Annotated in this window: 15 protein-coding genes; 1 reads left to right on the forward strand and 14 read right to left on the reverse strand. The window is 61.0% G+C overall.

Features of this window, described 5'->3' with window-relative positions:
* Positions 1-19 precede the first annotated feature (19 nt).
* Entirely contained in the window at positions 20-433 is a 414-nt protein-coding gene (ndk, locus tag GCM43_RS13205; RefSeq protein ID WP_152244955.1) for a nucleoside-diphosphate kinase, read from the reverse strand.
* Positions 434-652: 219 nt separating this feature from the next.
* On the opposite strand from ndk, the gene GCM43_RS13210 reads away from it, so the two are divergent.
* Entirely contained in the window at positions 653-1339 is a 687-nt protein-coding gene (locus GCM43_RS13210) for a Bax inhibitor-1/YccA family protein (protein WP_152244957.1), read from the forward strand.
* Between the two features lie 188 nt (positions 1340-1527).
* Here GCM43_RS13210 and rlmD read toward each other — a convergent pair whose 3' ends face one another.
* From rlmD to odhB, 13 genes are all read right to left on the reverse strand, one after another.
* Complete coding sequence (gene rlmD / locus GCM43_RS13215; protein ID WP_152244959.1) at positions 1528-2868, reverse strand: 23S rRNA (uracil(1939)-C(5))-methyltransferase RlmD; 1341 nt, start codon at positions 2866-2868, stop codon at positions 1528-1530.
* Between the two features lie 153 nt (positions 2869-3021).
* Positions 3022-4041: an RNA polymerase sigma factor RpoS gene (gene rpoS, locus GCM43_RS13220; protein WP_152244961.1), complete on the reverse strand. Its 1020-nt coding sequence runs from the start codon at positions 4039-4041 to the stop codon at positions 3022-3024.
* 17 nt (positions 4042-4058) lie between these two features.
* Complete coding sequence (locus GCM43_RS13225) at positions 4059-4988, reverse strand: peptidoglycan DD-metalloendopeptidase family protein (RefSeq protein WP_152245220.1); 930 nt, start codon at positions 4986-4988, stop codon at positions 4059-4061.
* Between the two features lie 41 nt (positions 4989-5029).
* Positions 5030-5860: a protein-L-isoaspartate(D-aspartate) O-methyltransferase gene (locus GCM43_RS13230; RefSeq protein ID WP_152244963.1), complete on the reverse strand. Its 831-nt coding sequence runs from the start codon at positions 5858-5860 to the stop codon at positions 5030-5032.
* Complete coding sequence (gene surE / locus GCM43_RS13235) at positions 5853-6608, reverse strand: 5'/3'-nucleotidase SurE (RefSeq protein WP_152244965.1); 756 nt, start codon at positions 6606-6608, stop codon at positions 5853-5855. The genes GCM43_RS13230 and surE overlap by 8 nt, the downstream gene beginning before the upstream one ends.
* A 62-nt stretch (positions 6609-6670) precedes the next feature.
* Positions 6671-7276: a toll/interleukin-1 receptor domain-containing protein gene (locus GCM43_RS13240; RefSeq protein WP_152244967.1), complete on the reverse strand. Its 606-nt coding sequence runs from the start codon at positions 7274-7276 to the stop codon at positions 6671-6673.
* A 231-nt stretch (positions 7277-7507) separates the two neighbouring features.
* Positions 7508-9523 carry an ATP-dependent DNA helicase gene (locus tag GCM43_RS13245; RefSeq protein WP_226929475.1) on the reverse strand — a complete coding sequence of 672 codons (2016 nt, stop codon included), beginning with the start codon at positions 9521-9523 and terminating at the stop codon, positions 7508-7510.
* Positions 9524-9562: 39 nt separating this feature from the next.
* Entirely contained in the window at positions 9563-9772 is a 210-nt protein-coding gene (locus tag GCM43_RS13250) for a YdcH family protein (RefSeq protein ID WP_152244969.1), read from the reverse strand.
* 124 nt (positions 9773-9896) lie between these two features.
* Entirely contained in the window at positions 9897-10610 is a 714-nt protein-coding gene (locus GCM43_RS13255; RefSeq protein WP_152244971.1) for a hypothetical protein, read from the reverse strand.
* A 10-nt stretch (positions 10611-10620) separates the two neighbouring features.
* Positions 10621-11718, reverse strand: a complete 1098-nt coding sequence (zapE, locus tag GCM43_RS13260) for a cell division protein ZapE (protein ID WP_152244973.1) — start codon at positions 11716-11718, stop codon at positions 10621-10623.
* 71 nt (positions 11719-11789) lie between these two features.
* On the reverse strand, positions 11790-13220 hold the full coding sequence (lpdA, locus tag GCM43_RS13265) for a dihydrolipoyl dehydrogenase (RefSeq protein WP_152244975.1): 1431 nt from the start codon (positions 13218-13220) through the stop codon (positions 11790-11792).
* Positions 13210-13587 carry a PspC domain-containing protein gene (locus GCM43_RS13270; protein WP_152244977.1) on the reverse strand — a complete coding sequence of 126 codons (378 nt, stop codon included), beginning with the start codon at positions 13585-13587 and terminating at the stop codon, positions 13210-13212. The genes lpdA and GCM43_RS13270 overlap by 11 nt, the downstream gene beginning before the upstream one ends.
* 106 nt (positions 13588-13693) lie before the next feature.
* Entirely contained in the window at positions 13694-14950 is a 1257-nt protein-coding gene (gene odhB, locus GCM43_RS13275) for a 2-oxoglutarate dehydrogenase complex dihydrolipoyllysine-residue succinyltransferase (protein WP_152244979.1), read from the reverse strand.
* Between the last annotated feature and the right edge of the window lie 13 nt (positions 14951-14963).

A 14963-nucleotide genomic window follows, 5' to 3' on the forward strand; every position in this document is an offset into this window, starting at 1 on the left:
ATAACGTTATCCTGGGCGATTAGGCCAGTTCCGGGAAGAAGTAAGCGATTTCCACTTTAGCTGCTTCAACGGCGTCCGAACCGTGTACGGCGTTGGCGTCGATCGAATCGGCGAAATCGGCGCGGATCGTGCCTTTTTCTGCTTTCTTCGGATCGGTTGCGCCCATCAGGTCACGGTGAGCCAGAACGGCGTTTTCGCCTTCCAGAGCCTGGATCATGACTGGACCGGAAACCATGAAGGTCACCAGGTCGTTGAAGAAGCCGCGCTCTTTGTGCGCAGCGTAGAAGCCTTCAGCTTGTTCGCGCGACAGTTGGGTCATGCGGGCAGCAACGATTTTCAGGCCAGCGTTTTCAAAACGGGTGTAGATTTGGCCGATGACGTTTTTTGCAACTGCATCTGGTTTGATGATCGACAGGGTGCGTTCGATTGCCATTTGTGAAAACTCCAATAAAAAGAAAGGTTTAAAACAATAATTGATAGTTCAATCAACCTTCGATTTTACCATACTCCACCCCATATCCCCAGACAAGCAGTCCCCTTCTTTGCAACCATGCTGCGTTTAATGCAATCTTAAGCTGGTTTTTTTGTAAAAAACGGGGGTCATGCTATCCTTGCAGAAAGCAATTACTTGATTTGACATCACGGAGGCATTATGAATCAGAACATGCAACGCACGTTTGACCTGTCGGGGGGCATGCAGCAAGTACGCCACCAGGTCTTGCGCAATACTTACTGGCTGCTGGCACTGTCCATGATACCGACCGTGCTGGGTGCGTTTATCGGCGTGCAGATGCACCTGCCGATGCTGACCGGCGGCATGGGCTTCATCATCTTTATGGTGGTGGCGTTCGGCTTTATGTACGCGATTGAAAAAACCAAGAATTCGGGTCTGGGCGTAGCCGTACTGCTGGGCTTTACGTTCTTCATGGGCCTGATGCTCACGCCGATCCTGACCCGCACCCTGGGCTACTCGAACGGCGGCATGCTGATCATGACCGCCTTCGGCGGCACCGCCACCATCCTGGCTGTGATGGCCACCATTGCCACCGTGTCGAAACGCGATTTTTCGGCGATGGGCAAATGGCTGTTTGCCGGCGTGATCGTGCTGATCCTGGCTTCAGTGGCCAACATCTTCCTGGGCCTGTCGGCATTGTCGATCGTCATCTCGATGGTGGCCATTGCAATCTTCTCGGCCTACATCCTGTATGACGTGCAGCAGATCATCAACGGCGGCGAGACCAACTACATCTCGGCCACTCTGCGCATCTACCTCGATGTGTACAACATCTTTACCAGCCTGCTGTCCTTGCTGGGCCTGGCTGGCGGTAGCCGCGACTAAGATTGATGCAGCAACAAAAAAACCGGCTTCGGCCGGTTTTTTTACGCCTGTAATGTGACTGCGGTGTTGTCGGATTACGCCGCTGCGCGGCTAATCCGACCTACGTGACAATCCGACGTACACATGTTGCACAGGCCGTAGGTCGGGTTAGCCCCCAGGGCGTAACCCGACATCACCACCAACGCCCCTCAAACGAGGTCAAACACCGCCATCGATTCGACATGCGAGGTGTGCGGAAACATATTGACCACGCCTGCCTTGGACAGTTTGTAGCCGGCTTCCAGCATCAAAATACCAGCGTCGCGCGCCAGCGTTGATGGACTGCAGGAAACATAGACAATACGCTTGGGCAGCAAATCCGGGCGCACTTGCGACAAGCCGGCCAGCGCCTGGCACAGGGCCATGGCGCCGTCGCGCGGCGGGTCGACCAGGATGCGGTCAAACTTGCCCAGCGCGATCAGGTCTTCGGTGGTGACTTCAAACAGGTTACGGGTAAAGAACGAGGTCTTGGCCGACAAACCGTTGGCCTTGGCGTTTTCCAGTGCGCGTTCGGTCAGCGTGGTGCTGCCTTCGATGCCAACCACTTCGCTGCCCTGGGTGGCCAGCGGCAGGGTAAAGTTGCCGAGGCCACAGAACAGGTCGGCCACGCGGTCTTCAGGCTGCACTTCCAGCAGGCGCAGCGCCTTGGCCACCAGCACGCGGTTGATATGGTGATTGACCTGGGTAAAGTCGACCGGCTTGAACGGCATCTTCACGCCAAACTCGGGCAGCAGGTAGTGCAGTTGCTGGTCGAGCGGATAGAACGGCACGGCCGTCTCCGGACCCTTGACCTGCAGCCACCATTGCACGCCGTACTGGTCGGCAAAGGCTTTCAGCTTGAGCTCATCGTCGGCGCTCAACGGCGCCATAATGCGCAGCACCATGGCGGTGACGTTTTCGCCCACCGCCAGCTCGATCTGCGGCATCTGGTCGAAGATCGACAGCGAAGCGACCAGTGCGCGCAGCGGCAGCAGCATGTCAGAAATGTGCGGCGGCAGGATCTCGCAGCTATCCATATCGGCCACGAACGCCGATTTCTTTTCATGAAAGCCAACCAGTACCGCGTCCTTTTTCTTGACATGGCGCACCGACAGGCGCGCGCGGTAGCGGTAGCCCCAGGTCGGGCCGTACATCGGGCGCATGATGCTCTCGGCGCGCACCTTGCCGATATGCCACAGGTTATCTTCCAGCACGCGCTGCTTGATCGCGACCTGCGCCGACGGCTCCAGATGCTGCATCGAGCAGCCGCCGCAGTTATCGAAATGCTTGCATTTGGGCGTCACGCGCATCGACGATTCGCGGTGCAGCGCGGTCATGCGCGCCGCTTCCCAGTTTTTCTTCTTCTTGAAGGTGACAAAGCTGACGCGTTCGCCCGGCAAGGCGCCTTCGACAAACACCACCTTGCCCGGCGTGCCGTCTTCATTGTCGATATGGCCGACGCCGCGCGCGTCCATGTCGAGCGATTTGATTTCGAGAATATTATCTTGCATAGCAATCAATAGGTAAAAACGGGCCAAAATGCAGGGCCGCGCTGGAACTGCTGTCTGGAAGGGAGTGGGCCGGGCGCCGCGAGCAGGGTCGAACGGCGCCGAACGGGCCGTATGATAGCAGATGCCAAGGCGGTGCAGCCGCGGCGAGGCGCCTTAAAGCAGCGAATCCCTGACCACGCCGCGCGCCGCCATGGCGCGCTTGAGCTTGATCAGCGCTTCCTGCTGGATCTGGCGCACGCGCTCGCGCGTGACGCCCATTTCTTCGGCCAGCGTTTCCAGCGTAGCCGGATCGTCGTTGTCGAGGCCAAAACGGCGCATGATCACCACGCGCTGCTTGTCGGGCAGCTTGCCCAGCCAGTCGCGCACCAGCAACGTCATTTCGTGGTGCTCGGCGCGCGCGTCGGGACTGTCTTCGGCCGCGCCAGGCAGCATGTCCATCAGCGACGATTGCGGATCGTTGTCGAGCGGCGCGTCGAGCGAGGTGGCGTGTTCGGACAGCGCCAGCATATCCTGCACCTCCTCCACTGGCCGCCCCACCAGGTGGGCGATGTCTTCAACCGAGGCGTCCTTGCCGTCGTGCTGCTGCGCTTCCAGGTGATATTTGCCGCGCAATACCTGGTTCAGTTCGCGCACCATGTGTACCGGCAGGCGCACCGTGCGCGCCTGGTTCATGATGGCGCGCTCGATGCTCTGGCGTATCCACCAGGTGGCGTAAGTGGAAAAGCGGAAACCGCGCTCGGGCTCGAACTTGTCGATGGCGCGCATCAGGCCGATATTGCCCTCCTCGATCATGTCGAGCAAGACCACGCCGCGGTTGATGTAATGCTTGGCAATCGACACCACCAGCCGCAGGTTGTGCTCGATCATGGTCTGGCGCGCTTCGAAATTGCCCTGCTTGGCCAGCGTGGCGTAATGGACTTCCTGCGGCGCCGTCAGCAGCGGGCGCGTGCCGATCTGATTCAGATAGTGCTGGGTAGTATCGGTCGACAGCTCGGCCGCCAGCACTTTTTTCAGTTCATCGACGCTGTCGACGGCCACGCTGGCCGCAACAGCCGGATCACTGGCGCCGTCCTCGCCATCCGCTTCGCCAGGTTCGTCCGCCATCACGTCATCGGCCGCCTCGTCCTGCGGATCGAATTCATCATCCTTCTGGTCGTGCGGCGCGTTGGTCATTGCTTTACCTGATTGAACTAACGGTTAGGCAGAAATTTCGACGGATCCACAGGTTTGCCCTGCTGGCGGATTTCAAAGTGCAGCTTGACCCGGTCGGCATCGGAATCACCCATTTCAGCGATGGCCTGGCCGCGGTTCACATTCTGGCCTTCCTTGACCAGGATGCTGCGGTTATGCGCATACGCCGACAACAAACTATTACTATGCTTCACGATAACAAGATTACCATAACCACGGATGCCGCTGCCAGCGTACATGACTTTTCCGCTGCCAGCCGCCACCACCTGCTGGCCAGCCTTGCCGGCGATATCGACGCCCTTGTTCTTGCCTTCGTCAAACGTCGCGATCACCTTGCCTTCGGTGGGCCAGATCCACACCAGCTTTTCCTCGCCGGCGGCAGTTGCCGGTGGCACCGGCGTGACCGCCAGCGGTGCGGCCGGCACGGCGGCAGGCGCCGGTGCCGGGGCAGGTTTGGTCTCGGTCACGCCGGCGTCGCTGCGCAGTTCGGCCAGGGTGGCGTCGGAATACGGCTTTTTCTCGCCGCGCGGACCGCTTTTCTTCGGCACCACCGGCGCGCTCGGACGCACCTCGGTAATCACCGGTGCGGCAATGGCCGACGTTTGCGCGCCGCCGCTGCTACCGCTCTCGCCAGTGGGTGGCAGCACGCGCAGCACCTGGTCGACCTTGATGTCGTTCGGATTGGTCAGCTCGTTCCACACCACCAGGTCGCGGTAGTTCTGGCCGTGCTCGAGCGCAATGCGCAGCAGCGTGTCGCCACGGCGCACGGTATAGAAGGCCGGATCGCGGTCGCGCGCATCAGGTGCGGCTGCGCTGCCGGTAACAGGCTGGCGTTCCACCACGGGCGCCTGCACGCCGGTGGTGCCGCAGCCGCTCAAGATGGCCGCAAGGCCGAGAGTGCCAAGAAGTCGCTTTGTATTATTAATCATTTGCATGTGTTATCTGTCCTGCTTGCTGGTTGATCCGGGGATCAGATGACGCCCGGGCGCAAGGGCACGAAATGGCAATCTTCCAGCGTTTCACTGGTCCATTCCATTTTCCCAACCCGGGTAATCAGTTGTAATCGCTGCAACGTGGCGCCCACTGGCGCTACCAGGCGTCCGCCGATGGTCAGTTGATCGAGCAGCGCCTGTGGCACTTCCAGTCCGGCTGCGGCCAGGATGATCCCGTCGAACGGGGCCGCCTGCGGCAGACCTAGCATACCATCTCCGTACTGCAAGCGCAGGTTCGACACGCGCAAGGCGCGCAGGTTGGACTTGGCCAGCTCATGGAGCGGCTTGATGCGCTCGATCGAATAGACTTCCTTCGCTACCAGCGACAGCACCCTGGCCTGATAGCCGCAGCCGGTGCCGATCTCGAGCACCTTGTTCAAGCTGCCGCCATTGCGCATCACTTCAATCATGCGCCCGACGATATACGGCTGCGAAATCGTTTGCTGGTGGCCGATCGGCAAGGAGGCGTCGATATACGCCTGCGAGGCCAGCGCTTCATCCATGAACAGATGGCGCGGCACGGCCTGCAGCGCATCGAGCACCACCTGGTCGCGCACGCCCTGTTTGGCCACCCGCGCCACCATGGCGCGCCGCACGGCGTCCGACACCAGCGGATTTTGCCGTTGCGGCGCCGCCACCGGCGCGGCGCCATACGGCGCACGCAGATTGCGCGCTGCGCTTTGCGCCGCATTCTGGGTCGCCGTCTGCGGCGTGGCCACCCAGGCCTTGGCAGGCGCTGCGCCCTGGCGCGACGGTTTGCCGGCCAGCGAGTCGAGCGTCAGCGGAAAGGTGCGCGGCTTGTCACTCATGCTGCCCCCCCCTGGCCAGGCTGCTGGAGAGCGCATCGAGCGCCGTCACATGCGTCAGATCGATCTGCAGCGGCGTCACCGACACCTGGCCTTGCGCAACCGCATGGAAGTCGGTGCCGGGACCGGCGTCCTTGGTGGCGCCGACCGGACCGATCCAGAAAATTTCACGGCCGCGCGGATCGAGTGCGCGGATCACCGGCTCGGCCGCATGGCGCTTGCCCAGGCGCGTGGCGGCCACGCCCTGCATCTGCTCATAGGGGATGGCCGGAATATTCACGTTCAGCAGGTAGGGTGCCGGCAAGGCGTCGAAATGGCGCTCGACGATGTCCCTGGCCATGCGCGCGGCCGCATCGAGGTTGGGCCAGCCAAACTCGGACTGCGAAAAGGCAATGGCCGGGATGCCGAACAGATAGCCTTCGGTGGCGGCTGCCACCGTACCCGAGTACAGCGTGTCGTCGCCCATGTTGGGGCCATTGTTGATGCCCGACACGACCAGGTCGGGCCGTTCCATCAGCATGCCGGTCAGCGCCACGTGCACGCAGTCGGTGGGCGTGCCGTTCACGTAGTAAAAACCATTGCCAGCCTTCCCCACCGACAGCGGACGGTCCAGCGACAGCGAATTGGACGCGCCGGAGCGGTTGCTGTCGGGCGCCACCACCACGATCTCGGCAATACTGGCCAGCGCATCGGCCAGCGCCGCCAGGCCTGGCGCCAGGTAGCCATCGTCGTTGCTAATAAGGATTCTCATGCCGGGATTTTACCCGAAGCAACGCCGTCGCTCCTATGTGATGAAGCTCAAGGAAGCGAAAATCACCGCAACGCCGACAAAGAGGCCTCATTGCGCCATGCCGGTGCCATCGCCGGCAGCACGAAGCGGCTGCAGTCGTGGCCGACCGGCATAGCATGCTTGAGCAGATGATAATGGGTGGCGATGCGCTGCACGATTTTTTGTATATCGGGCAGATAACGCGGATTGGACTTCAGGTCGCCACTGGCCAGCGTGTAACCGGAAAAATCGAGATAAAAGCCGGGACCGGTAATCGGCAACGGCAAGCCGTCCGGGTGCGGTGTCATGATAATGGGAATGATCAGGTGGCTGGGCAATTCGTACCAACTGCTGCGCTCGCGTTCGATCAGCTGCATGCCGGCAAACTCGCGCCGCGTATAACCGTGCGCTTCGTACTTTGGCGTGTAAAGCACGATCATGGTGACGCTTTCGCACATGGCGCGCGCCACGCGCCGGTCAAGATCGTCGCCGCCACCCAACTGTTCGCTGTCGATAAACAGCGCGTCTTCGCAGTCCAGGTGGGGCTCCAGATAGCAGGCCAGTGCCTCGATCAAGTCATTCTTGAATTTGTTCATATATGCGTACTGGCCGTGCGCATAACTCAAGAAACAGCCGTAGCGGATTTGCATGGCATGCTCCTTCCCGATTCTTGAATGTCGCGTCTGCTTGCAAGCCAGACCTGGCACGCATAGAGGCAGGACATGACTTCAATCTAGACGGCTCAGGTCGCACCACTTTGCGCTGGCGCAAAGCCTGTGCCTGTTCTCGCGCATTTTTCATGACAAAAACTGGCCTGAACTCGCCAGAATCTGGCATGGCTGGTACGCGTGCAGGCCGAGCCAAGGCCCGGCAAAACAAGGTCAGGCGCTGCGCGGCGGCAGGTTACGGAAGAATTCGACCACTTCGGCCGCCTCGCGCGTGCGCTTGAACGGCGGCAGGCTTTGCCAGATGCGTCGGCCATACGGCTTGGAGATCAGGCGCGGATCGCAGATCATCAGCACGCCACGGTCGCCCTCATCGCGAATCAGGCGCCCGGCGCCCTGCTTGAGGTTGATGATTGCCTCGGGCAGCGAATGGTGCATGAAGCCGTTCTTGCCCTGCTTTTCCATCACCTCGATACGGGCTGCCAGCACCGGATCGTCGGGCGGCGCAAACGGCAGCTTGTCGATAATCACCAGCGACAGTGCATCGCCGCGCACGTCGACGCCCTCCCAGAAGCTCTGGCTGCCGATCAGCACGCCATTGCCGGCGGCACGGAACTGGTCGAGCAATTCGGTGCGGCCGCGCTCGCCCTGCACGAACAGCGGGAAGTTCAGGCCGCGCGCCTTGAACTCTTCGGCCAGGCGTTCGGCCGCCCGCTTGACGGCGCGCAGCGTGGTGCACAGGAAAAAAGTACGGCCGCCAGCCGCTTCGATAATCGGCAGCGCGCAATCGATCACGGCGTCGGTATAGCCGAGCGAATTGGGCTGCGGCAGATTCTGCGGCACGAACAGCAGGCCCTGCTGGGCGTAATCAAACGGACTCGGCCAGGTATGCGACGGTTCGCCCGTCAGCCCCATCTGCTCGGAAAAATGCTTGAAGTCGTTTTTGACCGCCAAGGTAGCGGAAGTAAAAATCCAGCTGCGCGGCGCGCCTTCGCGCTGGTTGTTGAAAATCGGCGCAATCGACAACGGTGTCTTGTGCAGCTGCAAGGAACTGGAAAACGCCTCGACCCACAGCACGGCCTCTTCGCCGGTCGCCACTTTGGCTTTCGGGTCGAACTTCCAGCTGGAGAGTTGCTGCGCCAACTCGACGCCGCGCACGCGGCACTGCTCCAGCGTTTCAGCGCGTTCGGCCTGGGTTTCCAGCACCGCCACCATGCCATCGAGCTCGTCCTTGAGGGTATCGAGCGCCGGGAAAAAGTCGCTCGATGGCGCAATCTGCGGCAGCGACAGGCGCACGATATCCTGCGGGAACGTCAGGCGCAGGTCGCGCGCGGCTTTTTCCACCACCGTCACGGTCTTGGCCCAGTCGATGCCACGCGCATGCGCTAGCCCTTCGGCCAGCACATCGCGGCACAGTTCAAGTATCTGCGAGGTCGACACGGTATTGCCAAAAAACAGCGTCGCGGTATCGGGCAGCTGGTGCGCCTCGTCGAAAATGACGGTATTGGCCGACGGCAGCAGCTCGGCCACGCCGGTGTCTTTCAGCGCCACATCGGCAAAGAACAGATGATGGTTGACCACCACCACGTCAGCCTGCTGGGCTTCCTTGCGCGCCTTCATCACGAAGCAGTCCTGATAATACTGGCACTCGGCGCCCATGCAGGTGTCGCGCGTCGAGGTGACCAGATTCCATACCGAGGCGTTTTCCGGCACTTTGGTCAGTTCGGCCTTGTCGCCGGAACTGGTCATTTTCAGGAAACGGGAAATTTCACGCAAGTGGCCCACATCGTCGCGCGAGGTCATGCGCCCGTTCTGCAGCGTGCGCTCGAGATGATAGTGGCAGACATAGTTCGAGCGGCCCTTGAGCAGCGCCACCGACACCGGCGCCTGCAAGGCTGCGCGCACGGTCGGAATATCGCGCAGGAACAATTGATCCTGCAAGTTCTTGGTACCAGTGGAAACAATCGTCTTGCCGCCCCACATCAGCGCGGGAACCAGGTAGGCAAAGGTCTTGCCGGTGCCAGTGCCGGCCTCGGCCATCAAGGTGGTCTGTTTGTCGATCGCCTGCGCGATCGCCTTGGCCATGTCGGTTTGCGAACGGCGCGGCTTGAAACTGCCTACGGCAGGCCCGAGCGGACCGCCGGCGCCGAACAGGCGCTCGATATCGGCGTCGTGCTTGCCGGGCTCGGCCTGTACTTCAGCCTCGGCTGGCACTAATTGGGAATCGGTCAAAATATACTTAACGGTAAAAGCGGGACTGGGCAGGCATGCTCAGGCCGGTACATCGGGCACCAGTTGCATCTTGAGCAAGGTGATATGGTCTTTCAGTTGCAGCTTGCGCTTTTTCAAGCGGCGCAGCTGCAGTTCATCATGGTGGCCATCGAGTACCAGCAGTTCAATGACGGCATCGAGATCGCGATGTTCAACGTCAAGTTCGACCAGGCGCCGCTCAATATGTTGCGATTGCTGTGCATCACTCATGTTCAAATTCCAAAATGTCGTTCCGCAGATGGCCTGCAAAGACCGTAGTTTAACCTGCCGCGCGACTTTGGGGCACGTCATTTCGGGGACAAGCCGGCGGCAAACGACGCCGGCCTGTCCCGCATCAATTCTCTGGCATTGGCGGTGGCGGCGCACTGGCAGCTGCAGCAGCCTTGGCAGCCTTGGCGGCGGCGTCGGCCTGGCGCTCGGCCAGGCGCTGGGCCACGCGCGCCTGGCGCTTGGCCGCCTCGGCTTGCTTGCGCGCAAAGTCCGCTTCACTTGCGGTGCGACGCGGCGCGTCGGCCGCTTCCTGCGCGGCTTCTTTTTTCAGTTTGGCATCATGTTCGGCCTGGCGCTGCGCCAGGCTTTTGCCAGCGGGCGCGGCCGGCTGCGAGGGCGGCGTCACCACCTTGAGCGGCGTCGGCGTGGCGGCCGTGCGCTGTTCCAGGTCCACGCGCGCGTCTTCCTGCGTGCGCGCCAGCTCCAGGTCGCGCAGGCGCACCGATTCGGCCCGCTTGAAATGGTTGGCTTCGGCTTCGACCGCGCGCAGGCGCACCAGCGTCACGCGGCGCTGTTCCTTGGCCTTGTCGAGGCAATTGTTGACGAAAAACCGTGTGTAGCATTCCTGCTCACGCGCGGCAAACGTGGCTTCAGCAGCTTCGCGCTCGCTGGCAGCGACCTTGAGCTTGGCGTCGGCTTCTTCCACCGAGGTGGTAAGGGGCACTTGCGGCGCACCCACTTCATCGAGGTGCACCGCCTGATGGGCGCAGGCCGACAGCAGCAAGGCCAGTACCGGGCCTGCCGCCAGTTGAACGATGGTTTTTGCGCTTGGTGTCATGTTGTTTGCCTCAGGCCAGAGCGTCGGCTGCGCCGCGCTGTTCTTTTTCCATATATTCGCGCGACTGCATCTCGACGATGCGCGAGACGGTGCGGTGAAACTCGTTCGACAATACGCCGGTCGTATACAGTTCTTCGGGTTCGACTTCGGCCGACATGATCAGCTTGACCTTCTGATCATAGAACACGTCGATCAGCCAGGTAAAGCGGCGCGCCTCGGACGACTGCGCGGCCGACATCGCCGGTATGCCCGACAATATCACGGTATGAAAGCGGCTGGCGATTTCCAGGTAATCGTTCTGCGAACGGGGGCCGCCGCACAGGGTGGCAAAGTCGAACCAGATAATGCCGCCGGCGCGGCGCAGGCAATGAATTTCGCGGTTCTCGATACGGATGCGCGCGTCTTCGTCGGCCGTTTCGGCAATGCGCGCATAGGCGTCGCGCAGCGCCTTGTCGGTGGCCGCGCCCAGCGGGGTGTAGTAGCTCTCGACCTGCTCCAGCGCACGGCCGCGGTAATCGACGCCGGCGTCGACATTCATCACGTCGAGCTTTTCCTTGAGCAGCGCGATGGTCGGCAGCATGCGGTCGCGGTGCAGCCCGTCCGGATACAGCAGGTCGGGGTCGTAGTTCGAAGTCATGATGAACGACACGCCGTTGTCGAACAGCGCCGACAACAGGTTGTACAGGATCATCGCATCAGCGATGTCGGAGACGTGGAATTCGTCAAAACAGATCAGGCGGTATTTCTTGGCGATGCGCTTGGCTACTTCATCGAGCGGATCGGCTACGCCCTTCAATTCATCGAGCTGGCGGTGCACGCCGCGCATGAATTCATGGAAATGCAGGCGCGTCTTGCGCACCACCGGCACCACCGAATAGAAGCTGTCCATCAGGAACGACTTGCCGCGCCCTACTCCGCCCCACATATACACGCCCTTGGGCACGCTGGGACGATTGATCAGGCGCTTGAAGGTGCTTGAACGCTGACCCTTGTAGGTCACCCATTCGTCATAGCACCGCTGCAGGCGGTCCACCGCGCGGCGCTGGGCCTCGTCGGGCTTGAAATCGCGCTGCTGCAACGCGTTCTGGTAAAACTCTTCTACATTCATGGGCTAAGGCTCTAACGCACAGGGGCGCTGACGGAAAAACTTCCGCCAGCGCCCCTGCAAAACTACAAAAATCAGAAGTTCAAGGTACGCTTGTCAACGGCCAGTGCCGCTTCCTTGGTCGCTTCCGACAGCGATGGGTGAGCGTGGCAGATGCGCGCGATGTCTTCGGCCGAAGCCTTGAATTCCATCGCTACCACGGCTTCCGAAATCAGTTCGGAAGCCATCGGGCCGACGATATGCACGCCGAGGATTTCATCGGTGGTGGCATCGGCCAGGAATTTCACCATGCCCGAGGTGTCGCCCAGTGCGCGTGCACGGCCGTTGGCCATGAACGGGAACGAGCCGGCCTTGTAGGCAATGCCTTCTGCCTTCAGGGTTTGCTCGGTCTTGCCGACCCACGCGATTTCCGGCGAGGTGTAGATCACCCAAGGAATCGTGTTGAAGTTGGTGTGACCGTGCTGGCCGGCGATGCGCTCGGCCACGGCAACGCCTTCTTCTTCCGCTTTATGCGCCAGCATCGGGCCGCGCACCACGTCGCCCACTGCCCATACGTTCGGCAGGTTGGTCTTGCAGTCGCCGTCGACGGCGATAAAGCCGCGCTCGTCGAGTTGCAGGCCGACCTTGTCAGCACCGAGGCCATTGGTGTTCGGCGTACGGCCGATCGAGATGATCAGCTTGTCGAACACGGCTTTCTGCGCTTCGCCCTTGGCGTCGACGAATTCCACCGTCACGTCTTTCTTGCCTGGCGTGATGGTACCGATCTGGCAACCCAGATTGATTTTCAGGCCCTGCTTGATAAACAGTTTCGACGCTTCCTTGGCGATCTGCTCGTCGACCGCGCCCAAGAACACCGGCAGGCCTTCGAGTACCGTCACGTCAGCACCCAGACGGCGCCATACGCTGCCCATTTCCAGGCCGATCACGCCGGCGCCGATCACGCCCAGCTTGGCTGGCACGTCGTCGATGGCCAGTGCGCCGGTATTCGACAGGATCAGTTTTTCATCAAACGGTGCGCCAGGCAGCGCGCGTGCATTCGAACCGGTGGCGATCACCACGTGCTTGGCCGAAATGGTTTCGTTGGCAGCACCGGTCACGGTGATCTCGTAGCCTTCGCCAGCGGCGCCCGCAAAGGCAGCACGGCCGTGGAAGAAAGCGATCTTGTTTTTCTTGAACAGGTACAGGATGCCGTCGTTGTTTTGTTTGACGACGGTGTCCTTGCGCTTGAGCATCTGGCCCAGGTTCAGCTTCAGGCCCGATACATCGATACCGTGCTCGGCAAAGCTGTGGCCGGCGTGCTCATAGTGCTCCGACGACTGCAGCAGCGCTTTCGATGGAATGCAGCCGACGTTGGTGCAGGTGCCGCCAGGTGCAGCGCCGCCCTTGGCGTTCGACCATTCGTCGACGCAGGCCACGTTGAAACCGAGTTGGGCTGCGCGAATGGCAGCGATATAGCCGCCAGGACCGGCGCCGATGACGACAACGTCAAATTGTTTAGTGCTCATATTTTGTTATTCCAATCTCTTCGTCCGGGACGAAAATCCACAATAGAAGGTAAATCACCACGCCGAAGCCGAAGGTCGTGGTAAACAGCACGAATACCAGGCGCCAGATCCACGCCTCCATGCCGGAAGCCTGGGCCAGGCCACCGCATACACCACCGATCCAGCGATCGCGGCGCGAACGGCGCAGGCGGTTGAACTCCTGCACCAGCTCGCTGCCGCCGATATCGCCGGTACTGCGGGCCGGGCCTTGCTTGTCGAGATTGACGCCGGCCAACAGCTTGGCCTTGGCCTGCGCAAATTCGGTGTCGCTCAGGGCACCGGCCAGATGCAGCTCATGCAGACGCTTGATTTCTTCAGAGATGTTCATGTGAACCCTCTAATTGATGAGATCAGCCAGCTGCGTCTTCTGGCACGGGGTACGACAGTGCGGCTTACACGACCCCGGCCAGGGCCGGGGTGACATCATGCCGGTATTACAGATCCAGCAGCAGACGGGCTGGATCTTCCAGCGCTTCTTTCATGGCAACCAGGCCCAGTACGGCTTCGCGGCCGTCGATGATGCGGTGGTCGTACGACATCGCCAGGTAGTTCATCGGACGGATCACGATCTGACCGTTTTCCACTACAGCGCGTTCCTTGGTCGCATGCACGCCCAGGATGGCCGATTGTGGCGGGTTGATGATCGGGGTCGACAGCATCGAACCGAAGGTGCCGCCGTTCGAGATCGAGAACGTGCCGCCGGTCAGGTCGTCCAGGGTCAGCTTGCCTTCCTTGGCTTTGTTACCGAATTCAACGATTTTCTTCTCGATGTCGGCGATCGACAGCTGATCGGCGTTACGGATGATCGGCACCACCAGGCCACGTGGCGAACCGACAGCGATACCGATGTCGAAGTAGCCGTGGTAGACGATGTCGTTGCCGTCAACGGAGGCGTTGATGATCGGGTATTTTTTCAGGGCAGCAACGGCAGCCTTGACGAAGAACGACATGAAGCCCAGCTTGACGCCGTGCTCTTTCTCGAACTTGTCCTTGTACTTGGCGCGCAGTTCCATCACTGGCGCCATGTTCACTTCATTGAACGTGGTCAGGATGGCGTTGGTCGCTTGCGATTGCAGCAGGCGCTCGGCGATACGGGCGCGCAGGCGGCTCATCGGCACGCGCTCTTCCGGACGGTCGCCCAGGTTGGCGGCAACCGGGGTGGCAACTTGTTGCAGTGCTGGCTTGGCAGCAGCTGGCGCAGGCGCAGCAGCGGCTGGTTTTGCCGATGCGGCCAGGGCGTCGCCCTTGGTCACGCGGCCGTCTTTGCCCGAACCGGCAACGTCGCCGGCAGCCAGGCCTTTTTCCGACAGTATCTTGGCAGCGGCAGGCATCGCCACGTCACCCTTGGTGGCAGCAGCTGGCGCCGAAGCGGTAGCGCTGTCTTGTGCAGCAGCAGCCAGGGCTGGTGCAGGAATGGCCGACACTTCCAGCGGGCTCACTTTGGCGGTGCCATCGGTATCGATAATGGCGATCACTTCGCCGGCCACTACGGTGGCGCCGTTGTCCTTGATGATTTGCACGATCACACCGGCAGCTGGTGCCGGCAGTTCCAGCACGACCTTGTCGGTTTCGATATCGATCATGTTTTCGTCGCGCGCGACTGGCTCGCCGACTTTTTTATGCCATGCCAACAGGGTTGCTTCTGCTACCGACTCCGACAGCTGGGGAACTTTAACTTCGATTTGTGCCATGTGAAACTCCGTT

Source organism: Janthinobacterium aquaticum, assembly GCF_009208565.1.
In the GTDB taxonomy this organism is placed as follows: domain Bacteria; phylum Pseudomonadota; class Gammaproteobacteria; order Burkholderiales; family Burkholderiaceae_D; genus Janthinobacterium.

Coding starts and splice junctions, on each gene's coding strand:
- GCM43_RS13230 (WP_152244963.1), bottom strand. CDS start 5,860: ATGAGTGACAAGCCGCGCACCTTTCCGCTGACGCTCGACTCGCTGGCC.
- GCM43_RS13270 (WP_152244977.1), bottom strand. CDS start 13,587: ATGAACATCTCTGAAGAAATCAAGCGTCTGCATGAGCTGCATCTGGCC.
- odhB (WP_152244979.1), bottom strand. CDS start 14,950: ATGGCACAAATCGAAGTTAAAGTTCCCCAGCTGTCGGAGTCGGTAGCA.
- GCM43_RS13255 (WP_152244971.1), bottom strand. CDS start 10,610: ATGACACCAAGCGCAAAAACCATCGTTCAACTGGCGGCAGGCCCGGTA.
- lpdA (WP_152244975.1), bottom strand. CDS start 13,220: ATGAGCACTAAACAATTTGACGTTGTCGTCATCGGCGCCGGTCCTGGC.
- GCM43_RS13250 (WP_152244969.1), bottom strand. CDS start 9,772: ATGAGTGATGCACAGCAATCGCAACATATTGAGCGGCGCCTGGTCGAA.
- ndk (WP_152244955.1), bottom strand. CDS start 433: ATGGCAATCGAACGCACCCTGTCGATCATCAAACCAGATGCAGTTGCA.
- GCM43_RS13240 (WP_152244967.1), bottom strand. CDS start 7,276: ATGCAAATCCGCTACGGCTGTTTCTTGAGTTATGCGCACGGCCAGTAC.
- rlmD (WP_152244959.1), bottom strand. CDS start 2,868: ATGCAAGATAATATTCTCGAAATCAAATCGCTCGACATGGACGCGCGC.
- GCM43_RS13225 (WP_152245220.1), bottom strand. CDS start 4,988: ATGATTAATAATACAAAGCGACTTCTTGGCACTCTCGGCCTTGCGGCC.
- rpoS (WP_152244961.1), bottom strand. CDS start 4,041: ATGACCAACGCGCCGCACGACCAGAAGGATGATGAATTCGATCCGCAG.
- zapE (WP_152244973.1), bottom strand. CDS start 11,718: ATGAATGTAGAAGAGTTTTACCAGAACGCGTTGCAGCAGCGCGATTTC.
- surE (WP_152244965.1), bottom strand. CDS start 6,608: ATGAGAATCCTTATTAGCAACGACGATGGCTACCTGGCGCCAGGCCTG.
- GCM43_RS13210 (WP_152244957.1), top strand. CDS start 653: ATGAATCAGAACATGCAACGCACGTTTGACCTGTCGGGGGGCATGCAG.